Annotated in this window: 24 protein-coding genes; 9 read left to right on the forward strand and 15 right to left on the reverse strand. The window is 37.6% G+C overall.

The window, feature by feature from the left end:
- The first annotated feature begins 97 nt into the window (after positions 1–97).
- The 7 genes from OCV67_RS00535 (at position 98) to OCV67_RS00565 (ending at position 7,828) form a co-directional block, all read left to right on the forward strand.
- On the forward strand, positions 98–2,131 hold the full coding sequence (locus OCV67_RS00535; RefSeq protein ID WP_147641901.1) for a carbohydrate-binding domain-containing protein: 2,034 nt from the start codon (positions 98–100) through the stop codon (positions 2,129–2,131).
- 22 nt (positions 2,132–2,153) lie between these two features.
- The gene (locus OCV67_RS00540) at positions 2,154–2,462 is read left to right on the forward strand and encodes a YlmC/YmxH family sporulation protein (RefSeq protein ID WP_178084944.1); all 309 of its coding nucleotides are present in this window, start codon (positions 2,154–2,156) and stop codon (positions 2,460–2,462) included.
- Between the two features lie 130 nt (positions 2,463–2,592).
- Positions 2,593–3,333 (forward strand): 30S ribosomal protein S2, encoded by a 741-nt coding sequence (rpsB, locus tag OCV67_RS00545; RefSeq protein WP_147641903.1) that lies wholly within the window; start codon positions 2,593–2,595, stop codon positions 3,331–3,333.
- Between the two features lie 71 nt (positions 3,334–3,404).
- Positions 3,405–4,331, forward strand: a complete 927-nt coding sequence (tsf, locus tag OCV67_RS00550; protein WP_147641904.1) for a translation elongation factor Ts — start codon at positions 3,405–3,407, stop codon at positions 4,329–4,331.
- 571 nt (positions 4,332–4,902) lie between these two features.
- Entirely contained in the window at positions 4,903–5,523 is a 621-nt protein-coding gene (locus OCV67_RS00555; RefSeq protein ID WP_178084945.1) for a 4'-phosphopantetheinyl transferase family protein, read from the forward strand.
- A 275-nt stretch (positions 5,524–5,798) separates the two neighbouring features.
- Complete coding sequence (locus tag OCV67_RS00560; RefSeq protein WP_147641906.1) at positions 5,799–6,527, forward strand: LytR/AlgR family response regulator transcription factor; 729 nt, start codon at positions 5,799–5,801, stop codon at positions 6,525–6,527.
- Complete coding sequence (locus tag OCV67_RS00565) at positions 6,524–7,828, forward strand: sensor histidine kinase (protein WP_147641907.1); 1,305 nt, start codon at positions 6,524–6,526, stop codon at positions 7,826–7,828. The genes OCV67_RS00560 and OCV67_RS00565 overlap by 4 nt, the downstream gene beginning before the upstream one ends.
- A gap of 88 nt (positions 7,829–7,916) precedes the next feature.
- Here OCV67_RS00565 and OCV67_RS00570 read toward each other — a convergent pair whose 3' ends face one another.
- The 14 genes from OCV67_RS00570 to OCV67_RS00635 all read right to left on the reverse strand — a co-directional run bounded on the left by OCV67_RS00570 (position 7,917) and on the right by OCV67_RS00635 (position 19,692).
- Positions 7,917–8,399, reverse strand: coding sequence for a GNAT family N-acetyltransferase (locus OCV67_RS00570; protein ID WP_147641908.1), 483 nt, complete (start codon positions 8,397–8,399; stop codon positions 7,917–7,919).
- A gap of 15 nt (positions 8,400–8,414) precedes the next feature.
- The gene (locus OCV67_RS00575) at positions 8,415–9,218 is read right to left on the reverse strand and encodes a PHP domain-containing protein (protein WP_147641909.1); all 804 of its coding nucleotides are present in this window, start codon (positions 9,216–9,218) and stop codon (positions 8,415–8,417) included.
- On the reverse strand, positions 9,215–9,907 hold the full coding sequence (locus OCV67_RS00580; RefSeq protein ID WP_147641910.1) for a phosphonate C-P lyase system protein PhnL: 693 nt from the start codon (positions 9,905–9,907) through the stop codon (positions 9,215–9,217). Before OCV67_RS00580 ends, OCV67_RS00575 begins: the two co-directional genes overlap by 4 nt.
- Positions 9,904–11,082: a phosphonate metabolism protein PhnM gene (gene phnM, locus OCV67_RS00585; RefSeq protein ID WP_147641911.1), complete on the reverse strand. Its 1,179-nt coding sequence runs from the start codon at positions 11,080–11,082 to the stop codon at positions 9,904–9,906. Before phnM ends, OCV67_RS00580 begins: the two co-directional genes overlap by 4 nt.
- Positions 11,083–11,094: 12 nt before the next feature.
- Positions 11,095–11,928: an ATP-binding cassette domain-containing protein gene (locus OCV67_RS00590; protein WP_147641912.1), complete on the reverse strand. Its 834-nt coding sequence runs from the start codon at positions 11,926–11,928 to the stop codon at positions 11,095–11,097.
- Positions 11,915–12,763 carry an alpha-D-ribose 1-methylphosphonate 5-phosphate C-P-lyase PhnJ gene (locus OCV67_RS00595; protein WP_147641913.1) on the reverse strand — a complete coding sequence of 283 codons (849 nt, stop codon included), beginning with the start codon at positions 12,761–12,763 and terminating at the stop codon, positions 11,915–11,917. Before OCV67_RS00595 ends, OCV67_RS00590 begins: the two co-directional genes overlap by 14 nt.
- The gene (locus tag OCV67_RS00600; RefSeq protein WP_147641914.1) at positions 12,750–13,823 is read right to left on the reverse strand and encodes a carbon-phosphorus lyase complex subunit PhnI; all 1,074 of its coding nucleotides are present in this window, start codon (positions 13,821–13,823) and stop codon (positions 12,750–12,752) included. The genes OCV67_RS00595 and OCV67_RS00600 overlap by 14 nt, the downstream gene beginning before the upstream one ends.
- Positions 13,795–14,397 carry a phosphonate C-P lyase system protein PhnH gene (gene phnH, locus OCV67_RS00605; RefSeq protein ID WP_147641915.1) on the reverse strand — a complete coding sequence of 201 codons (603 nt, stop codon included), beginning with the start codon at positions 14,395–14,397 and terminating at the stop codon, positions 13,795–13,797. The genes OCV67_RS00600 and phnH overlap by 29 nt, the downstream gene beginning before the upstream one ends.
- Positions 14,394–14,819 carry a phosphonate C-P lyase system protein PhnG gene (gene phnG, locus OCV67_RS00610; RefSeq protein ID WP_147641916.1) on the reverse strand — a complete coding sequence of 142 codons (426 nt, stop codon included), beginning with the start codon at positions 14,817–14,819 and terminating at the stop codon, positions 14,394–14,396. The genes phnH and phnG overlap by 4 nt, the downstream gene beginning before the upstream one ends.
- 7 nt (positions 14,820–14,826) lie before the next feature.
- Positions 14,827–15,687 (reverse strand): PhnE/PtxC family ABC transporter permease, encoded by an 861-nt coding sequence (locus OCV67_RS00615; protein ID WP_147641917.1) that lies wholly within the window; start codon positions 15,685–15,687, stop codon positions 14,827–14,829.
- Positions 15,687–16,481, reverse strand: a complete 795-nt coding sequence (locus OCV67_RS00620; protein ID WP_147641918.1) for a PhnE/PtxC family ABC transporter permease — start codon at positions 16,479–16,481, stop codon at positions 15,687–15,689. Before OCV67_RS00620 ends, OCV67_RS00615 begins: the two co-directional genes overlap by 1 nt.
- Complete coding sequence (gene phnC / locus OCV67_RS00625; RefSeq protein ID WP_147641919.1) at positions 16,478–17,260, reverse strand: phosphonate ABC transporter ATP-binding protein; 783 nt, start codon at positions 17,258–17,260, stop codon at positions 16,478–16,480. Before phnC ends, OCV67_RS00620 begins: the two co-directional genes overlap by 4 nt.
- Positions 17,261–17,271: 11 nt before the next feature.
- Positions 17,272–18,354, reverse strand: a complete 1,083-nt coding sequence (locus tag OCV67_RS00630; protein ID WP_147641920.1) for a phosphate/phosphite/phosphonate ABC transporter substrate-binding protein — start codon at positions 18,352–18,354, stop codon at positions 17,272–17,274.
- Positions 18,355–18,897: 543 nt separating this feature from the next.
- Complete coding sequence (locus OCV67_RS00635) at positions 18,898–19,692, reverse strand: hypothetical protein (protein ID WP_262644126.1); 795 nt, start codon at positions 19,690–19,692, stop codon at positions 18,898–18,900.
- A gap of 254 nt (positions 19,693–19,946) precedes the next feature.
- Here OCV67_RS00635 and OCV67_RS00640 point away from each other — a divergent pair, with 254 nt between their 5' ends.
- Complete coding sequence (locus tag OCV67_RS00640) at positions 19,947–20,273, forward strand: winged helix-turn-helix transcriptional regulator (RefSeq protein ID WP_147641921.1); 327 nt, start codon at positions 19,947–19,949, stop codon at positions 20,271–20,273.
- A gap of 109 nt (positions 20,274–20,382) precedes the next feature.
- On the opposite strand, the gene OCV67_RS00645 is transcribed toward OCV67_RS00640, so the two are convergent.
- On the reverse strand, positions 20,383–21,249 hold the full coding sequence (locus OCV67_RS00645) for an AraC family transcriptional regulator (RefSeq protein ID WP_147641922.1): 867 nt from the start codon (positions 21,247–21,249) through the stop codon (positions 20,383–20,385).
- 346 nt (positions 21,250–21,595) lie between these two features.
- Here OCV67_RS00645 and OCV67_RS00650 point away from each other — a divergent pair, with 346 nt between their 5' ends.
- On the forward strand, positions 21,596–22,969 hold the full coding sequence (locus OCV67_RS00650) for an MFS transporter (RefSeq protein ID WP_147641923.1): 1,374 nt from the start codon (positions 21,596–21,598) through the stop codon (positions 22,967–22,969).
- Positions 22,970–22,982: the final 13 nt, after the last annotated feature.

The raw sequence follows: 22,982 nt of genomic DNA on the forward strand, positions 1-22,982 counted from the left end.
TATTTCACATAATTTTAACTTGAATAAAATAATATTAAAATTAGATAGATAAAAGAAAGTCACAGAGGGGAAAACATGAAAAGGTGTGATTTTTCTTATGAACAAATTAAAAAAAATAATCAGTGTACTGATGATGATTACAATGGTATCTGTTGTATCGGCAGGGTGCAGCGGGAAGAATACAAATTCAGAATCTGTGTCTGGATCGGCAGAAACATCAGAGACATTATCTAGTACAAATACTGATAATACAGGATCTGTTTTAAATACTGTATCCAATACCTCATCAGATTATTTTGATGATGAAGATCTGCTGGAAAATTATAACGATGTTACAGCGGAAATATTAATGAAGGGCGATAATATTGAAATAAATGGACAAGGAGTCGTTTACAGCAATAATATAATATCTGTAACCAATGGCGGTACATTTATTTTTAGCGGAAACTTAAATGATGGTCAGATTTATATTAATAATGAAGAGCTTACACACATAATATTTAATGGGGTAGATATTAGTAATTCGTCTTCTTCGCCGTTATTTATTGAAAATGCAGATAAAACAGTCATAACATGTGTAGACGGAACGGAAAATATTTTAAGTGATGCTGAAAATTATGTGTATGAAAGTGATGAAGAAAACGAGCCTGACGCTGTTATATTCAGTAAAGATGACTTGTCTTTAAACGGAAGCGGTTTATTGATTATTAACGCTGAATATAATGAAGGCATTACCTGCAAGGACGATTTAAGAATTTCCGGGAGCAATATTAATATAAGTTCGGTAGGCAACGGTATTAAAGGAAAAGATTCTGTCGTTATAAAAGATTCGGATATAACTGTAAACTCACAGCAGGACGGTATAAAATCTTCCAATGCAGATGAAACAGACAAGGGTTATATAGTTTTTGAAAGCGGAAATTATAATATAACTGCCAAGGAGGACGCTGTTTCGTCGGAAAACATATTGACTATAAACGATGGCAGCTTTGTTTTAAAAAGCGGAAGTGAATCCATATCACAGAGCAATGATACAATGGATGCAGATTTCGGCAGATTCGGAGGAATGGAAGGTAATCAGAATAAAACTGAAAACAGTGAAAAAGGGATTAAAGCTGTTTCGGATATTATTATTAACGGAGGTACTTTTAATGTTGAAAGTACTGATGACTGTGTACATTCCAACGGAAATATAACAATAAACGGAGGAAAATTAACTTTAAATTCCGGAGACGACGGTATACACGGCGACGGTAATGTGGATATAAAAGACGGCGAAGTTAATATAGAGTCTTGTTATGAGGGAATTGAAGGAATAATTATTAATATAGACGGAGGAGAAATAAGCATTACTTCCAGTGATGACGGATTTAACGCCAGCGACGGCTCCGGAAGCAATATAATGGTGCCGGGAGAATTTGGAAATTCTTCGTCTTCCTGCGAATTAAACATAAATAATGGAAATATTTATGTAAATGCCGGCGGAGACGGTTTAGATTCTAACGGTATTATAAATATAAACGGCGGCACTACTGTCGTAGACGGTCCGGTAAGCGACGGAGACGGAGCTTTGGATTCTGGAAGTGAGATAATTATTAACGGCGGCATACTTATTGCGGCAGGAAGCTCTGGTATGGCGGAAACGCCTTCAGACAGTTCCGGTCAGAATACAATTGCAATTGCATTTTCTCAGAGTAATCGGGCACTAACTGCTGTATGCGTAAAAGATTCGGACGGTAATATTATTGTCTCATATCAGCCTTCAAAAGAATATTCATCGATTATAATAAGTTCTCCCAAACTTATTTCCGGCAGTGAGTACACTATTTACCGCGGTGGAAGTATTACCAGTGCAGATAATGATTACAGCATAGATGGAGAATATGAAGGGGGAGAACTGCTTGAAACTGTTGTTTTATCCGGTGCAGTAACTTATGCCGGAGACGGCTCAATAGGACAAATGGGCGGTATGGGTGGCATGAAACCGGACGATGGTTTTATACCTGACGGTAATGACGGAAAAACCGGCGGACATATGCCAAATGGAAATAACGGTATGGCTCCGCCTGATAATAACGGAACAGGCGGCAATATGGATCCGTTCGGAGAAAATATGGGAACTGAGCAGTAAACTTTTATTATCGGAGCATTTTATGATTTGCAATTTAAATGATTTGAAATGCAAGGAAGTAATAAATGTTGAAACCGGTGAAAAAATCGGATTTATTGACGATATTGAATTTGAACCGGAAAACGGAACAGTAATAGCTTTTATAATTTATGGAAGAATGCGTTTTTGGGGAATTTTCGGTAAAGAGGATGATATTATTCTTACATGTCAGGATGTTAGACTTATAGGGAAAGATACGATACTTGTAAAATTAACAGGCAGTTCTTATGTAAAATCATCCATAAGAAAAAATAAAAATCTGAAAAAATTAAAAAAAGGTATTGATTTTTAAAAAAACTTATGGTATAATTAAACGGTAATTCGCACGCTTATACTTTTGGCAGCCGGTGCCGCTGATTATTGCGGTTGCTGCTGAGCTAAGTTGGGCGGAGGAAAAAATAAAACCAACAGGAGGAACTACCATGGCAGTAGTATCAATGAAACAGCTTCTTGAAGCAGGTGTACATTTTGGTCATCAGACAAGAAGATGGAATCCAAAAATGGCTCCATATATCTTTACTGAAAGAAATGGAATTTACATTATTGATCTTCAGAAGACTGTAAAGAAGCTTGAAGAAGCTTATATGTTTGTACGTGACCTTGCAGCTGAAGGCGGCAATGTGCTTTTCGTAGGTACAAAGAAGCAGGCTGGCGATTCCGTTAAGGAAGAAGCTTTAAGAGCAGGAGCACACTATGTAAATGCTCGTTGGCTCGGTGGTATGCTGACAAACTTTAAGACAATTCAGACAAGAATTAAAAGACTTGAACAGCTTCACGCAATGGAAGAAGACGGTACATTTGAACTCCTTCCAAAGAAAGAGGTTGTAAAGCTTAATCTTGAAATTGAAAAGCTTGAAAAATTTATGGGCGGTATCAAAAATATGGATCAGATTCCTGCCGCACTGTTTATTGTTGATCCAAGAAAAGAAAAGATTGCAGTAGCAGAAGCTAAAAAGCTTAATATTCCAATTGTAGCTATAGTTGATACAAACTGCGATCCGGATGAAATTGATTATGTAATCCCAGGCAATGACGATGCAATAAGAGCAGTTAAGCTAATTGCCGGCGCTATTGCGAATGCTATTATTGAAGGCAGACAGGGTGAAGATACAACAGAGGCAGCAGAGGAAAATACTGAAGAAACAGCAGAAGCTGCTGAATAATTTTGAAATAAACCCGAATATTTAATACATATTCGGGTTTTTCGTAAGAATATAATCAGGAGGAACTTGTAATGGCTAATATAACAGCTAAAGATGTTGCTGAGCTGCGTAAGCAGACAGGCGTTGGAATGATGGATTGTAAAAAAGCTTTGATGGAAGCTGATGGCGATTTTGAAAAGGCAACTGTAATTTTAAGAGAAAAAGGTCTTGCAACACAGGCTAAAAAATCAGGAAGGGTAGCAGCAGAAGGTATTGTTATGTCAATGACAAATGCTGACCATACTGTTGGTGCTGTTGTTGAAGTAAATATTGAAACAGACTTTGCTGCAAATAATGATGAATTTAAGAAGTTTGTAAATGATGTTGCTCAAACTATTATAGATACAAATCCTGCCGATCTTGAAGCACTTAATGCAGCTCAGATTTCAGGTGGTACTATGACTGTTGCTGAAACACTTCAGGAACTTTTCCTTAAAATCCGTGAAAATATGCACATCAGAAGATTTAAGAGATTAGAGGGTATTCTTGTTCCTTATGTTCATGGCGGCGGTAAAATCGGTGTTATGGTAAATCTGGAAACACCTGCTGGTGCAACAGATGCGGTTTTGGCATGCGGTAAAGATTGTGCTCTTCAGGTTGCTGCACTTAAAGCTCCTTATTTAAAGAGAGAAGATGTACCTGCTAATGTTCTTGAATCTGAAAAGAAGATTATGCTTGCTCAGATGGATGAAGATCCAAAAATGGCAAATAAGCCTGAACAGGTTAAGGCTAAGATTGTTGAAGGTAAAATCGGTAAATATTATTCAGAAAACTGTCTGTTAGATCAGGAATTTGTTAAGGATGGTTCATTTACAGTTCAGAAATATGTTGATAATTGTGCTAAGGAAGCAAATACAACAATTAAGGTTGTTGATTATGTTTGCTTTGAGAGAGGCGAAGGCGTTGAAAAGAAAGAAGACAATTTTGCTGATGAAGTTGCTAGCATGATGAAAAAGTGAAAAATTTTTGAAAAGAGCATTGGAATCCCCGAAAAGTCCGTAATTAGGGCGTTTCGGGGATTTTTTGCGTTCAAAGAGAAGGTCCATAAATTATCGTAAATTACCGTATTTTCATATAAATTTGGGGGATTTTTTGGGGGAAGATTTGGGGGAAAGCGTTCCCCCAAATGCCATGTCAAACTTTGCGTCATTCTTTTCGGGAAGTCGCCTGATTATTACCCCCAACATAAAAATAGTTATCCCCCAAATTCAAAAAGTTTCCCCAAAAATCTCTTAAAAATATAGACCGTTATCATTGCTGTACTTGCAGCAGCACTTCTGATGAGGAAGGTCGTATTTCTTGGGATATACAGAATTTGACAATTTATTTATCCTTTGGTATAATAAAAAGAGAATATATTTGAAGAAATGCCTACAATTCGCAATAAAACACAGTCAACTATCAGCACAAAAACTACTCACTTTTCATAGTATATGATTGTAGACAGTGAAAAAATGAAGAATACAGTTCATGGTTGGTTATTTCTTCTTACATTATAAAGAAGGAATAGTTTTCATGGAAGTGAAGTTGATGTATATTGACAAAAATAAAGAGTTTAGTTGTTATGAACAATATTTGCCTTTAATTTCAAAAAGACGCAAGGATAAAATATCTCGATTTTATTTTGATAAAGATAAAACAGTCTCCTTGTTAACAGGTCTGCTTATCAGAAATGAAATATCACAGCGTTTAGGTATTATTCCTTCCGATATTGAATTTGGATACGGTGAACACGGTAAGCCATATGTTTTAAATAGTCGCGATTATCATTTCTCAGTGTCACATTCGGGAAATGCTATTGTATTTGTAGGTGATAGTTTTCCAGTTGGCATTGATATTGAGCAAATTGCTGATGAAAATCTCAAGATGGCAAAGCGTTTTTTTACTTGCAATGAATATGAGTACATTATAAATAGTAAACAACTTAATATAGCGTTTTATAAAATTTGGACTTCGAAAGAAGCATATGTAAAAATGCTTGGACTAGGATTATCTAAACCATTGAAATCTTTTGATGTCTTGAATGAAAGTATAAACTGTAGTTTTGTAACTAAACGAGCAACTGAGTATCTAATTACAGTTTGTTCTGAGAAAACTGTAATTAATGATATAAAAATAGAAGAATTGCCCATAGAAAGGCTGCTTAGATAGTCTTATTTTTTGCTTATTACATTCTTCTTCAACGAATTTTAAAATATAATTGCTCTTTAAAGGGTTTTAGGAATTTCCCTGATTATATAAATTTATAAAAATAAATTTTCGTAAGTTCGGGAGAATTTTTGCGTGGAATGAGAAAAGGAATATACTTTTTCTGTGCTTGTTAAGATAAATAGGGAAAACACTTGCTTTGTGTTTACATTTAATGAATTTTGTGGTATAATCTGCTTTGTAGATCTTGTTAATGACAGAACAGAAGGAGTAGAAGTATGCTACATATTGCTATATGCGATGATGACATCAAAGCTTTAGGAGAGATTAAACAGATCTTGGCTGATTATTGTAAATTGAAGAAATTAGCAGCTAAAATTTCTACATACTGTGATGGAACTGATTTGTTGGTTGCGAATGAAAAATTTAATATTATATTTTTAGATATTGAAATGCAGCGGTCAAACGGAATTGAAGTGGCACTGCAAATACGTAGGATGGATATGAATGTTCCAATAGTTTACATAACGAGCTATATTGATTACTGGCGCAGAGCATATAAAGTACATGCATTTGATTTTATTATAAAGCCGTTTAAATCTGAAGAATTACATAAGGTTATGAGAGATTACTTAGCTGCATTAAATGATGCGAGCGAGGAAATCATAACATTTCCAACTAATGAAGGTGTTGCTTGTTTTAAGGTGAATGATATATACTACTTTATGTTTGAAGCAAAGAAAAAGGTATATGTGCATACTGCCGATGAACGAGTATTGGTTAGAGAGAATCTGACGGATATATATAATAAGTTAAATAAGGATCAGTTTTATCAAACAAGGCGTGATTGTGTATTGAATCTAAAGTATGTTCAGAGAATTCAGAATGAGTTTGTAATTATAATGAAGAATGGCAGTATGTTGCCGTTGGCACAGAAGAAGAGAGAAGAGTTTATATACAAACTCTCTAATAAATTAGTGGATACTTTGAAAGTGAGGACTATATGAATGATTCAGTAGCTAGAACTTTGATTCAAATTTTAAGCTCAAGTATTACTAGTTTATTAATGTTTTTGTTGTTCTATAAATTATATAAGCCAAAATATCACAATAAAACAGTTTATATTATTACATTCTTTTTTTCAATTATATGTATTGTTCTAGTGAATCAATTTTTTATAAAAATGAATATAGCATACTTTAACTCAATATTTTTATTTGTGTATGCCTGCATATTAAATTCATTGATGTTTAAGGAAAAAACAAAAAAGACTTTTATATATAACGCAATATATATAGTTGTTTCAGTGTTTGCTAATGTATCTTCTGTATTATTATGCTCTGTAATAACCGGAAATGATTTTGCTGCAATTTCTGAAGATATAAAGTGCGTACTAATGTTTAATAACTTTTATTGTATGTTTATGGTAATAGTATGGGTGATATTTATATCGGTAATTATAAAAGGACATTTGGAAGCGATTAAATTTAGACAGCTACTGTTGATAGGACTGTTTGTGTTGTTTGCACTATTTGTGGAATACAATTTTACAATAAGAATTGATAATATATCTGATGTTATAACCGACTTGTTTATTTTAATAGGATTTTTAATTGTTAGTATCTATATAGTGTATGTTACAGGAGAAATTGCCAGAGCGTATAAAGATAAGTATGAATATGAGTTGATGAGGAACCAAAGTCAGCTTCAATTAGAGCATTATATTGAAATGAATAACAGATATGAAAAATCACGAGTTGTAATGCATGATATTAAGAAGCATTTAGAAGTTCTTAGGTCTTTGAAAAACTTAGATAGTGAACAAGCTAAAGAATATAGCGATGTTATAGAAAAAGAGGTGGATGTATTATTCGAAGGTTTTCAGTGTTCAAATAAAATTCTTAGTGTTATAATGAGTCAAAAAATTTCTGAGGCGGAAAATTTATCAATTAAGGTAGAAACAAAAATAGAGGACATTTTATTTGAATTTGTTAACGATTTGGATTTGACCGCAATATTTGCGAATTTGTGGGACAATGCAATTGAAGCTTGCCAAAAAATAAAAGTCGAAGATAGGTTCATTCGTATTTTAATAGGTCGTGTGAACGATTTTTATGTTATTTATTTTGAAAATAGTTTTAATGGCTATGTGAAAAAACGTTTTGACAACATTATTTCTACTAAAGAGTCCCATAAGGGGGTTGGGTTGTCAATAATAAAAGCATCAGCAGAAAAGTATAGCGGAACATTTAATGTACTTAATGATGATACGGTATTTAAAGTAGAGATATTGTTGCCAATAGAATAGTATTAAAAAAGTTAAAATCTAAATAAAGCATCTAAGCTTATGTTGATACACAAATTTGCATAATGTTTAGATGCTTTATTTCGTTGTTCTAGAGATTACTGTGATATTGTAGGGGCATATCAAATCCCAAATTATATAATGAAAACTTGTCTGTATCCGTTGTAAATTTAAAATGAGTAAGCTCCATATCATTTTTTTGGTAAAAGCGGTGTGCAGCTGTTCTTTTACGATTGCTTGTTACCTCAATAATCTTGCAATTCTGTTTTACAGCATATTTAAAAGCAGCATTAATTAATGACCTCCCTATTCCTTCAGAACGATGACTCTCCTCAATGATTAGTTCTATAATTTCCGCTGTTCTGCCGCAATGGTGCAGTTGATTTTCAAGCCTAAGATGCAGAAGCCCCATAACCTTTGAATTTTTCTCATAAAGGAAAACGCAGTGCTGCCTGCTGTTTAAAATCTCATCATAAATTTGTTTAAATTCACTTTCCGGAAATTCGCATTCTTCAAGTTCGGAGATAAGTTTATACACTATATCCATATCTTCCGGTACTGCTTTTCTTATCATGGATAATACCTTCCTTTAGTCAAAGATTTTTTCTATACCGCTCTGCTCGGCAATAAAATCGCCTAAGTCAACATCTGCCGGTTCAAATTCACCATGAAAATCACTTCCGCCAGTCAGGAACAGAGAATACTTTTCAGCGTATTCTCTGATGGTTTCCCTGTCCTTGGGCGAATGAGAATGGTGATTAAGCTCTAGACCGTCCAGACCGTTTTTAACAAGCTCCGGTATAAGGCTGAAATTCTGCTGCTGACCACTGTGTGCCAGAACAGCAAGCCCTCCCGAATTCTTTATGGCTTTCAGAGCCTCTAGAGGGGATATATATCTGATATCAAAGGCGCAGATACCGCCGTTTTTAAAAGTACTGTAATAGAAATTTCCGAACATTTCAGCTGCTTTTTTACGTCTGACAAGATTCTCCATGATATGCTGCTTGTATATGTATTTGCCGTCGGCTTTTCTCAGATCGTTTATATCAATTTCATAGCCGTGCTGATTGAGAATACCTATCTGTTTAAGAGAATTTTCATGACGTGCTTCCAGTGTGGGACGCACAGTCTTTTCAATCAAATCAATATTTCTGATGTTATACCCCAGAATATGTACACGAAAATTTTTCTCATAATCAAAGGCGGAAATTTCTATTCCGGCAGTCACCCTTATTCCGGAATGTTCCGGCAACTGCTTTGAGTGGGAAAGCGTGTCATGGTCGGTGATCACTATTGCATCCAGACTGTTTTCCTTGGCACGGCTGATAAGTTCAGGTATTGTAAAGCTGCCGTCAGATACTGTGGAGTGTATGTGCATATCAGCTTTTATCATTCAAAAGTTCCCTCCGAAATATTAAATACATTGTCGCAGATCCCGTCCATGAATTTCAGATCGTGAAATATACCAATCATACTTGTGTTTTCATTTTTCAGACTTAAAATCATATCACGTACCAACAACTTTGACTGGTCGTCAAGAGAAGCGGTAGGCTCGTCCAGCAGCATAAGGCGGGGACGCTTTACCATGGTATGGGCAAGGTTAAGTCTGAGCCGTTCTCCGCCGGAAAATGTGTTGGGGTAAATGTCCCACAGGTTTTCGGGCAGGCGGAAATAATCAAGCATTTTCTCAGCCTTTTCCTTTGCCTCATGAGCGCTGTGACCCGTTTCCGTCAGCGCATTCATAACGTGTTCTTTTGCAGTAGTTCTTGGCATAACATTCAAAAACTGCGAAACATATCCGATCTCATGATTACGCAGATACAGTATTTCACGTTCTGTCGCAGTAGTCAGATTTATCTCTCCGAACGCTTTACTGTTGTAGATTATTTCACCATCGGTAGGGATATATGTACGGTGAATACATTTTAATATGGTAGATTTTCCTGCTCCGGAGCGACCCACTATACCAAGGAATTTTCCCTCTTCAAGAGTAAAGCTTATGTTCCGGCAGGAATGGATTTTACGGTTTGCATTATGCAGAAAAAAGTTTTTGGTAAGACCGTTTAATTTCAGAATGTTCATACCGTCTGCCTCCTGTATTTAATTTTTGACACAAGCTTTCCATCTGCAATAACATGGGTAATAGCCGGATAATCGTCCACAATATCAGCAATTACAATATCAGCTTTTTTGCCCTTTTCAATAGAGCCGTAATTCTTGTCTATCCTCATTGCCTTTGCCGGATTCAGAGTTACTTTTTTTACCATTTCCGGCAGTGACTGACCGTATTTATCACGCATTATAAACAGACTCTGCAAAATCGCCTGAGGAAAATAATCGGAGCAGAGGATGTCCGCACACCCATGGACAATTGCGTTAGCCGCCGACATATTACCAGAATGAGAGCCGCCCAGCAGAATATTTGGAGCACCTGCAACTGTATAAAAATTCATGTCATGGGCAGCTTTTGCAGTATCTTCCGTAATAGGAAATTCACTTATGTCAACTCCCAGACGCTGGTTTATCTTCAGCTTTTCCACAGTATCATCATCATGGGATGCAACAGTAATGTTTCTTTCATGCGCCATATCAGCAAGCTCTTTTAACTGTTCAAATGAAAGCATACCCTTTTCCTTGTGATGCTCCAGAACTTCTTCAAAGGTCATAGCCTCATTTTCCATGCCATGATATTTGTCTACGGTATCACGGTAAACCTCAAGGCTGCGGTACTGCCCTTGACCCGGAGTGTGATCCATAAAGGAAATTTCGTGTACCAGTCCACGTTCCATCATTTCCTTTGCAATGTCATACGCTTCAATGTTGTCAATTTCAATTCTGAGGTGGAAACGGTGATGTATCAAATGACGGCGCTTGTGTATATTCGCTATCAGTTCCGCCATTTCCAGTACGTTTTCCTTTGTACGAAGGGGACTTTTACCGAGAAGTTCATCTTTATACAGTGAAAAGGAATGATATATGGTAGTGATACCAAGCTGGAGAAGTTCCTTTTCACATTCCTTTAATGCAAGTTCAAAGGGGAAACGTGCTGTGGGGCGTGGATAAATAAACTGTTCTATCTTATCAGAGTGAACGTCTATAAATCCGGGCATGACGTATCCACCGTGAGCATTGATGGTCTTTTTTGCCTTGATATCTGAATTGCAGATATTAATGATACGATCCTTGTGGATCAAAAGCGTTTTGTTCTCTATAATTTCATTGGGCGTAACAATTCGTCCGTTTTTTATTGCAATCATATCTTCCTCCTGTTACAGCAGTGAGTGTACAAGCTGCTGTGTATATGCATGCTGAGGGTCTTCTAATATCTGGTCTGTCAGACCGCTTTCAATAATTCTGCCGTCCAGCATGACAACCGTTCTGTCCGCAAGCATTCTTATTACCGCAAGGTCGTGAGAAACAAGCAGGATAGAAATTCCGTACTGCGCTCTTATACGGCGTATCAGGTCAAGTACTCTTGCCTGTACCGAAAGATCAAGTCCTGTTGTGACCTCATCAAGGAGCAGTATTGAGGGATTGTTTGCAAGTGCTTTTGAGATCTGTACCCTTTGCTGCATTCCTCCTGAAAAATTTTTCGGCGCTTCACCCATTCTTGATGTAAGTATTTCAACAGATGTCAGCAGTTCCTTTGCACGTTCTGTCATAAAGCCTGCTTCACGGTTTCCTGCTGCGATCAGTTTTTCCGCAATATTTGAGGCTGCGGAATAATCCATTCTCAGACCACGAACGGGATTCTGATAAACCATACCCATTACGCAGTTTTTTATATTTCGCTTTTCTGCGGCACTGGCGTTCCATATGCTTTCTTTACCATTATGATAACCGCTGAGAAATGCGCTGCCGGAAGTCGGTTCAAGATCAAAGTAAAGGCTTTGCATAAGCGTAGATTTTCCTGAGCCGCTTTCGCCGACTATTCCCAGAACTTCTCCAGGGTAAACATCAATTGAAACATTGTTTGCCGCCCATACTGTTCCGCATACTGTACAGCGGTTTTTTTCAAGGCTTTCCTTACAGTGAGGACAGCCTTCACCATAGCGTACTGTAAGATTCTCCACCTGCAAAACAGGCTTTTCATTCAGCTGCATTCAGACGCACCTCCCTGCAATATGATGTATCGGAGCACTGATAAAATTTTTCTCCCGTTTCTGAATCAAAGAGTTCATCAAGATAAGTATTTGTACTTCCGCAAAGTCTGCATTTTTTCCCCTTAAAACTTTCACGTTCAAAGGGAAAATCATCAAAAGCAAGCGATATAACATTGGTATACGGAGGAATTGCATAGATTTTCTTTTCACGCCCTGCGCCGAAAAGATAAAGACATTTTGACATATGCAGCTTCGGATTGTCAAATTTCGGGATAGGACTTGGGTTCATGATATATCTGTTCTCGACCGTACATGGATATTCTGTTGGAATTGTTACTTTGCCGTATCGAATAATGCTTTCATAAAGCTGTAACCAAATCGGTGCATAGTCCTTTTCAGCGTGCATTTTCTTGGTTACTTCCTCTCTCGGTTCAACTATTCTTAGCGGTTCAGGGATAGGTACCTGAAAAATCAGTATCTGATCGTTTTCAAGAGGAATTTCCGGTATTCTGTGACGGCTTTGTATAAGCGTTGCCTTGTGTGTGTCTGAAGTGACTTGTGCATTTGTAGTAAGCCTTACAAATTTTTTTATATTGACTGCATTGACGCTTTCATCACTGCCCTGGTCGATGACTTTAAGCGTGTCATCAGAACCGATAAGGGAAAGAGTAAGCTGAATGCCGCCTGTTCCCCAGCCTCTGCCTATGGGCAGTTCCCTTGAACCAAAAGGTACCTGATAGCCTGGAATTGCAACGGCTTTAAGAATACATCTGCGTATCTCACGCTTTGAACCCTCGTCTAAAAATGCGTAGTTATAATTTTCAGCGTTCTTCATTTTCCTGTTTCCTCCGTGTTTTTCTTACTGCGTCAAGCTTTGACTGGAATGTGACATAATGAGGAAGTTTGAGATGTGAAATAAAACCGTTCATTTCAAGACAGTCTCCGTGTGTAAGTACAAATTCCTCGTCTTGTGCCGCATAATCTCCGCCTCGTTCGATTTCACGGTCGATAACAGCCATTGCAATTGCTTTGTTTTCATTTCTGCCGAATACTGCTCCGTAGCCGCTTGCAAGCTTTAACTGATCTTTATCGCTGGACTGTGCAAACGCTTCGACCTCAGTAATCAAAATTTCCCCCAGATAAATCGTATCATTATCCGAATCGGGATAGGGGATTTCAAGTTCAATGTAACCGCTGCGCAGCTCTCCCACAGTAGGATGAACCTGTCCGAATCCTCTGAGTACGGAATAGGCAAGACCGGAAATAAATCCTGTATCTGCTCTTGTCATTGTTTGCAAGCGTGCGCTTCTCGGTGCCGGAAATTCCAGCAGCTTTTCAGTAACGTCATAAGGTTCAGTGTTGTTCTCAGGGAAACGATCAATGAGCCCCTCGTCCTTTAGCATATCGGAAACCCGTCCGCAGGACTGTACTTTTTCCGGCGTCTGTTCTGCAAGGATTTTTTGAAACTTTTTATGCAGCTCTGCGGCATTTTCATTCTCAAGCTCAAAGTGGATAAGACGATGAGTGTAATCATAGGACGCACCAAGCATTTGTCCGCCGGGAATGTCCTTGAATGCAGCTGAGATCCTGCGGACAATGCGCATTTTCCCGGTATCTGCAACATTTGTGTAATGACTTCTTTTAAGGGTAGAACGATAGGCTCTCAGCAGAAAGACTGCCTCCTCGGGCGAACCCTCACACTGCTTTAAAGCCAGCGCTGCATACTCCTTTGCATAAAGTCCCGATTCACTCATAACCTTGTCAATCAGAAGTCCGAATTTATGTACAAGTGCGTCAATCTCTAAATCCTTGCCTGTACCGCTTCTGTAATAATCCAGCAGACGTATACTTGCCTCGATCGCCTCTTCACCGCCTGATACTGCAACATATGCCATTGCTTTCTCTCCTTTTCACAAGTCTTGGAACAGCAGTAATATCGCCGCTGTCCGATATAAAGATCATATCCACGCCCTGAGGATATTCGTAATTTTGAGTATCTCTCAGTTCAAGAGCAGTACAGAATACCTCCGAGCAGGAAATCTCTGTTTCGCCGTTTATCCCCGGACCGCAAAGACAAGCATTAATGCATTTTTCGCCGTTGTCACGTATAATAATTGTCGCAGAGCAGTGAGGGTCGGACAGCGTACCAAACTTGGCCTTTTCAAGAATCTCCGGAAGTATATCGGTGTCCGTAACAAAAATATAATCCGCCGTCCTTGTGTCGGCTTCAGGGGAAAGGGTTACAAGCATTATGTCTTGTTTTAATTCCTTATTTCCAGCAGCGCTGAAGCTTACTTCGTTGTCAATTAGCGTCATTGCAACTGCAAGAAATGATGGGAAGTCTCCGAAAAGCCTGTCCTTTTCTTCTGATACCGAAACAATTCTTCCCGGATTTGACATAGCTTCAAGAAGCTTGCGGAATACTCTTTGAGTATCAAATACCTCGTCAAAATTGTGGAGAGTATTCATACCGTCACCTCCGAATCCATAGAGTGAAAATTCACCTTTGTTTTTTGCAGCATGGCATTTTCCTTTTCTGTTATTTCATTTTGTTTTGCTTCCCATTCAAGCAGTATTTTTTCATCTTCAAAAATACCCTTGTTGCAGGCTGCATCTATTACAGCCATATTCAGTGTTTTTTCAAAATCATCTCCCATAGCGGCTGCTCTGCCCACAGTTCCGTCAATTGAAACTGATGCCTCGGATATTATAACCTCTCCGATATAAAACAGACTGTTCTGCACCGGTTCACGCATTTTTATCATTGCAAGAGTCTTTTCCGGCTTTTTTATTACCGTGACCGGATATTTATCCCGTATTTTCTTTCCAAGCTCTGCTACCTTTTCGCTTTCAGCTTTGGAAAGAATTTTAAATAAACGTTTCTTTTCCATTTCAGTTTTATTTTACCCTTTCCTTAATTTTGGTCGAGAACATTTCAAGCATTACCACAGCAATAACAACGATATATGTAAGAATACCCATTTCATGCAGATTAAAATAAAAGCTTCCTGCCATATAAAGATTAAATCCAATACCGCCTGCACCGGCAGCAGCGCCTACTGCAATCGCATTAGTAAAGTTAATCTCAAACCTCATAAATGTCCATGCGACCATGCGGCTTAAGGAGGCAGGTACGATCGCCTGAAAAACTATCTGCCAGAACCCTGCGCCGCTGGCACGAAGCGCCTCGATAGTACCATCGTCGATCTCCTCGATTGATTCGGCATAAACCTTAGTCAGATAAGCAAAGCTGTGGAATGTAAGACCGATGACTGCTGCCACGCTTCCAAGTCCTGCTGATACTGCAAAAATAAGTACCCACAAAACGGTAGGAACTGCACGTATCAATGCAATTACACACTTTACAGCATTTGCCACACCGGACGGTGCAGTATTTTTAGCACAAAGCAGTGAACAGAAAAAGGCGGCAATTGCACCGAAAATAGTTGAAAGAGTGCCAAGGCAAAACGTCAAGAATAACTGATACATCACATTCTTGAATGTGTCGGTAGAAAGCTTTGGTTCTAAAAATACAGTTTTAACGTTTCTGAGAGTGGCGGCAATTGCTTCACCCAGCACTATCTCCTTGTAATCAAAGGAAATAAACGCATAAACTGTAAGTCCCAGGAGTACAGTAATAAGAATTTTTACAGCGCTGTTGCTTTTGCTATGAACTCCAATTTTTATTTTACCGCTGCGTTTTCGCCTTGCATTGCATACTCCGCTGTATTGGGTCAGAACAGGTGTTGTCTGATCCATTATAAAATCACCTTCCTTATTAGATTTGAAACAAGCTCAATGGCAATCACCAGCACAATAATTGAAACGACGACTAAGCTTGCGGAACTGAAATCAAGTCTTTTGTAATAAAGGTCAAAAAGATAGCCTATTCCCGTTGCAGTTAGTATTCCTATAAGTGTGGAGTTACGGATATTCGTTTCAATCATGTAAAGTATCCATGTTACTATTCCCGGCATTGCAGACGGGATTATTGCCTGAAAAACAGTCTGGATAAAGTTTGCTCCCGAGGCGTTCAGCGCCTCTATTCCGGCTGCACTAACCTCGTCTATGGTTTCAATAAATGCACGTGTAAGCAGTCCGAAAGTCGTAAAAAACAGAGCGAAAAAACCGGTAAGGATATTTTGCCCGAAAGAAAACATCAGCAGCATTGCCCATACAACATCAGGAACGTTTCTGAAAAATGCTGCAACGATTCTGACAATACGGTTTACAATTCCGTTAAAGCCTGTTGCCTTTGAACCGAACAAACTGAAACAGAAAGCAAATATTGCTGCAATTACTGTTACTGCAACTGACAGCAGAGCCGTTTCGATAAGCTTGTCAAGTATCTTCGGAAAACGCTCCATTGCCTTTTCATCCGGCATGAGATTATGTCCAATCCATGCCATTGCTTTCGGAAATGAGGCAAGTCCCTCACTTAAATGAAATTCAGTTGCAGATGCAGAAATGACATATATCGCTATCAGTGTTGCAAAGATAACTAAATATGTTATCTTTCGTTTAAAGAAAACTTTTTTTACACTTTCATTCATAACTTTTCACCCTGTATATCAGTTATCAGGTCGCTGCCGTCTGAACCGTAAATTGCGTGTATCTTATCATCTGTCAGTTCATCAGGTCTGCCGTCAAAGACAATTTTGCCGGCTGAAACACCGATAATTCTTTCTGAATATTTCAGTGCAACATCAACCTGGTGCAGATTGACAATACAGGTGATTTTTCTTTCACGGTTTATCTTCTGAAGATGATCCATTATTACTTTTGATGCTCTTGGGTCAAGGGACGCAATCGGCTCGTCGCAGAGAATAAGCTTGGGATCCTGCATGATTGAACGTGCGATACCAACACGCTGTTTTTGTCCTCCGGACAATTCATCACAGCGCTTATACGCCTGGTCGGCAAGTCCGAGTTCATCTAAAATTGAAAAGGCACGTTCCTTTTCCTGTTCGCTGTATGCCCCTATAACACCACAGACTGTGGATTTTTGTCCCAGTTTGCCGTGAAGTACATTTTCAATTACACTAAGCCTGTTCACCAAATTATAATGCTGGAAGATCATTCCTGTTTTTGTTCGCACCTGTCTTAACTCACGTTTTTTCAGTTTCATAACATTCTGCCCATCATAGACAATATTGCCGGAGGTTGCGTCTATAAGACGATTAATACACCTTAGAACAGTTGATTTTCCGGCACCAGACGGACCTATTATTGATACAAATTCTCCTTCATCAATCGAAAAGGAAACATTGTCAAGTGCTGTGGCAGTATTATTATAAACTTTGCTTACATTCTGAAATTCAAGAATCGGCATACATACTCTCCTCAGGATTCCATGTTGCGGATCGGGTCATACCATGAATCCTCTACTGTGACAAAGCACATTTTATCTGATTCCTTTTCAAGCAGTCCCATACCGCCTTCCGGATAAAAAATCAGTTCATTATTGGCAACTTCATCTGATGTGAACAGTTCCTGAATGGACTGTACATCCTTCGGACTGAGCGTATCGCCATTATAGGCAAACGGACCGTTGAGCACCGGAATTGACTGAATTACAGTAAACTTTGAACCTGTTACGGTATCGAACGGTGCGCTAGCATCATCATTAATTGTATAAACAGAACCTGTCGCAGCCGCTTCTCCCTCTGTACAGGTAACATAAGGTGCAAGCTCAATGTCACAGAATGCAGCAATGTCGCATTTGTTTGAAAGCAGGTTAAAGGCAGAGCCTTGATGTGAACCACCGAAAAGCACCTCTGAGAAGAAAGCATTGCTTCCGCCCTCAAGCAAATCATCTACGATCAAGTTATCTTCAGCAAAATGAGAGATGATCTGATTAGTCGGAACCTTAAAACCGGAAGTTGAACTGTTGGACACGAAAGACATCTTTCTGCCTTTGATGTTTTCAATGCTGTAGGAATCGCCGTCCAGGTACTGTTCAGCATTTTCTTCCTTTACTGCAAAGAAACTGTAATAAAGAGCGTCATCAAGAGTACCGGATTCTCCGGATTGAACAAACAGCGGATTTACCGCATCATTTGAGTTCTTTGCCTGGATATAGCCCTCTGCACCCATGCAGCAGCCGATCTGTGCCGTACCATTGGAAAGAGACTCTATGGCAATGGCATAATCTGTAGTCAGCTTTTGCTCCACAGTCTTGCCTGTAGCCTGTTCAATAAGTTTTCCCACTTCGTTTCTGGCTTCCTGATAATCTTCTGCTGATTCATTCGGATACCATACAAGTGTTATTGTATCAGTATAATTATCCGACTGTTTTGAATCTGCGGAAGATTCGGTGTTTGTTTTGCTCTTCGAAGAAGAATCTTCTGTAGTACCGCATCCTGTAAAACCAGTGCCGAGCATAGTAATTGCCATAATACCTGCAAACATTTTTTTAGCTTTCATTTTAAAACTCCTTTTTGGATTTTAAATCAATACTCTGCGAAATTTTATCGCACAGTACCAGTTTAAGTTTACCATTACATTTTATCATACCGTTTGTAAATTCTGCTATCTTTTTTAAGTAAAGAATGTGTTATAATCTACCTTTCTTTATAATCATAATTATGAGGTAAAGTGGTTAACGCATTAAACCATGTGTTTACTTTAAAGACTGTTAATTCTAAAAAGAATGTCAGTAATTCATATAAATGTGAAGTTGAAATGCTGCTCACGGCGATGAGTAAACCATACTGACAAAGACGGTAAGTTAACAAAGAGTTACAGATATGACGTTTTCAGCGTTTAGAAAGATATTGTTGATTCTTCTTCTTCATCTGAAGTATAACTATAATATTGAATAATGTCGGCTGGTATAGTTGCAACCATTACCCATCCTTCGGGAGCACCAAGTGCAACAGATATTACGTATATATACTTTTATAATAACAATACCTCCTATGGCATTTATTAATACCATAGGAGGTTTATTTTATCGTTATTCAGAATTTATGGAAAGAAAAAGCCTGCTGTCATATCAAGATAATTTCCACCGTTGTAATTAGGATACTGTTTTTGTACTTCATTCTTGAATTCTTCTGCATTTGTACAACTATCGGCAATCATTTTTAAATTTTCTAGATAAGAAATTTTTGTTTCTGCGTCCTTCAAATTCTCCGGCGTATAGTGGGAGGTTAGAATTAAATCATATCCTTTTGCAATATAATCTTTAAGCTGAGTAATAATAGTGTCTGCATGCTCTGATCCTGCAACGATAGAGTGACAATCGTGTCCGAGCATATGTGTATAAACGGTATTAATTTCCGGAATTTCAATATCGAATGCGTCATTAGTTTGTTTGATAATAAAATCAATATCGCCGATTGTGATTTTTCCCTCTTCAATGAAGTTTGTGATCTTGTGAATTGATCTGTCAAAAATCTCACCGAATGTATCGGTAAAGTTATCAATTAGAGTTTTTCCGCCGCCGTTTGAAGAAAAGTCTGCTGCATTTTGTGTGGCATATTTAGGAATGTCCGGCAGGAACGTTGCTCCTGCACCGTGGTAAGAAATGAGCATTCCCTCAACCTCAAGATCATTCAGATATTCTGACAGTTCCTTGTTATTATCAAAGAAGCATGGTGACTCAATAATAACTGCCTTGCCGTTTTTCTCTACTACAAATACCTCATCATCGATAAAATCATTGGTTTTGTAAGCATGTAGCTTTACTCTTCCGAAATCGTAAATGTTCATTTCGCCTTTTTTGAGCTTTACTGTTTTAAATATATTTTTATTCATCATAAAAACCTCCTGAAAATTGTCTGGTTTATGCTTTTTCAGGAAATTGAAGCGCTTCATATTTTTCCTTGATTTTATAATAACACAGTTTTCAGGTATTGTAAAGCAGGCACTTTTTTGTGACATAGTTACCTCAATGTAACAATTGCAGTGTTTGGGGAAAATCTATAAAAAATTTATTTGATTTATTTTTAATAATATGATAAAATGTATCTGAAAGCATATTACATCCAATTATATACTAATGGAGGTTATTTATGATTCATAAATCTGAATTACCGGCTTGTCCGGTGGAAACAACATTGATGCTAATAGGCGATAAATGGAAGGTTTTAATTCTTCGTGACCTGAGAAACGGTACCAAAAGATTCGGTGAGTTAAAAAAGTCTGTAACCGGTATTTCTCAGAAAGTATTAACGTCCAATCTGCGTGATATGGAGAATAATGGATTGCTTACCAGAGAGGTTTTTGCGGAAGTGCCGCCCAGAGTGGAATATACTCTGACTGAGCTTGGTCATAGCATGACGCCGGTTCTGGATTCAATGGAAGCATGGGGAAAAAGCTTTCAGATGAGTATTAAGTAATAAAATATTAAATAAAATAGCCGCAGTGAATAAAATACTGTGGCTATTTTGTGTTTTTAATGACAAAATAATAAAAATGGGTTTATAGGTATGTTATAAATTTTATTATTTATATATTATTATCTGAAATATTTTGCTTTTTACGGTATTCTTTAGGTGGCATTCCAACCTGTTTATGAAAAAGTCTGCTGAAATAAAGTGGATTATCATAACCTACAGCTGAAGCAACTTCTGCAATGGAATAATCTGTACTTTCAAGCAAACTCTGAGCATTGGAAATTCTTAAATTTAAAATATATTGCAGAGGAGTTGAACCAGTGACTTGCTTGAAACAGCGAATAAACCAACATACGCTTAATCCTCTTGATTCTGCATATTTATCAATGCTTATTTCTATATTATAATTTTTTCTGAAATAGTGCATGGCAAATGCAACTTCTTTTTCGCTTGTATCACTGAATTTAATATTGTTTTCAATACTTCTGCTAATCAGAATAAATATATTTTTCAAAAGCAGAGAAATAAGTTCCTCATATTTTGATCTGCACAGTTGAAGCTCCTGAATAATCTGACTGAAAAGCCATTGGTAGTCGGGAGATGTGCCGACATACTGAATGTTATTTTCAATATGAATGTTATAATCATCAAGAATTTTTCCTGTTTCGCTTCCGGTAAAATGTACCCAATAAACATTTGTTTTATCTTCTTTATAGTAAACGTACTCTTGCGGTTCATCCGGCACATAAACAATAATGTTTCCTGCGGTAACGATTTTTTCTTTCTCATTAATAAAAAAATGCGCTTTACCGGACGCTATATAAAGAAGCTGATAATCTTTTCTCCCGTTTGGACGGTGTGTAACAACTTCTGAACGGGTTTTGACTCGGTAGTTTCCGCAGCTTGTTACAATAAGTGGTTTGCTTGTATCTACCTTTGCCAGCGTAGAATTATGAAGATATGCCGCATTAATAAACATGAAAATTCCCTCCGTGAAAGTTTGTTTTATTATTATATCACTATTCTTTGCATACCTCAAGATGATTATATTATTTTGTGCATAAATTCGATTACTTTATGCATTTTATATTGAAAAAAGCGTGATATAATGTAATCAGAGAAAGAAAAGAATAATAATAAAAAAGACGTCTTTTAATTGCAGATTCAATCCTGTTCTCAACAAAATAGTATTTACAGTGGATAGACAAACGGATTTATAAGTTTTCTTTACAATATAAATATCCGTATGAAATTATTAAAATTTTATAAAATTAATTATTTTGTCTATAAATGGACATGCTAAAACTGAAAGGAGATTTTTTACTATGATTGAAAAGAGATATTTGAAATGGTACAATAAGGTGGGGTACGGATCCGGTGATATTGCCGGAAATGTAGTGTATGCTTTACTCTCATCTTTTGTAATGATTTATCTGACCGACACAATCGGCATGAGCGCCGGAATTGTCGGAACTTTAATTGCAGTTTCCAAAATTTTTGACGGTATAACAGACATATTTTTTGGCGCAATGATTGATAAGACAAAGTCAAGATTCGGCAAGGCCAGACCATGGATGCTTTATGGTTATATCGGCTGTGCAATAACACTGATAGCAATCTTTGCAATTCCGATAAGTATGGGAGATTTCGCACAGTATGCATGGTTTTTTATCTCTTATACATTGCTGAACAGCGTATTCTATACGGCAAATAATATTGCATATTCAGCATTGACAGCGCTTGTTACAAAAAACAGTAAAGAACGCGTACAGATGGGTTCATATAGATTTATATTTGCATTTGCAACAAGTCTTCTTATTCAGTCTGTAACATTAAAATTTGTTTCATTAATGGGCGGCGGTGCAGGCGGCTGGAGAACAGTGGCAATTATTTACGCTATTATTGGTCTCATTGTTAATACGATTTCAACATTTTCTGTAAAGGAACTCTCAGATGAAGAACTTTCAGAAGGTGAGCATACAAAGGAAGAAGAACAGAAATACGGTATTATTGAAGCATTCAAGCTTCTTATTCAGAATAAGTATTATATGATGATCTGCGGCACATATATATTGCAGCAAATTTACGGTGCAATGATAAATGTTGGCGTTTACTATATGACGTATGTTCTGTTTAATGAAAATATGTATGGTGTATTTTCGTGGTTTATCAATATTCCATTGATAATTGCGCTTTTATTTACTCCGATGCTGGTTCATAAGTGGAAGGGAATGTATAAGTTAAACAAATACAGCTATATGTTAGCTACTCTTGGCAGACTTCTTGTAGTAGTAGCCGGTTATTATGGAAGCGTACCTTTAATGTTGGCATTCACCGCATTGGCAGCTTTTGGACAAGGTCCATGGCAGGGTGATATGAACGCTGTAATTGCTTCATGCTCTGAATATACATGGCTGACAAAACATAAGAGGGTAGACGGAACAATGTATTCCTGTACGTCTTTAGGAGTAAAAATCGGCGGCGGACTTGGTACAGCAATTGCCGGATGGCTGCTTGAATGGAGCGGTTATAACGGTTCTCTTTCAGTACAGCCTGAATCCTGCATCAATATGCTTCATTTTATGTATCTCTGGATTCCATTCATACTTAATCTTGTTATTACAATAATCCTTTCAAGAATGAATGTTGAACAGGCCAACGATAAATTAAAAGCAAAAATAAAAACGACAGAATCGTAAATCGGGAACGGAG

The organism is Porcipelethomonas ammoniilytica, assembly GCF_025567485.1.
GTDB classification, from domain to species: domain Bacteria; phylum Bacillota; class Clostridia; order Oscillospirales; family Ruminococcaceae; genus Porcipelethomonas; species Porcipelethomonas ammoniilytica.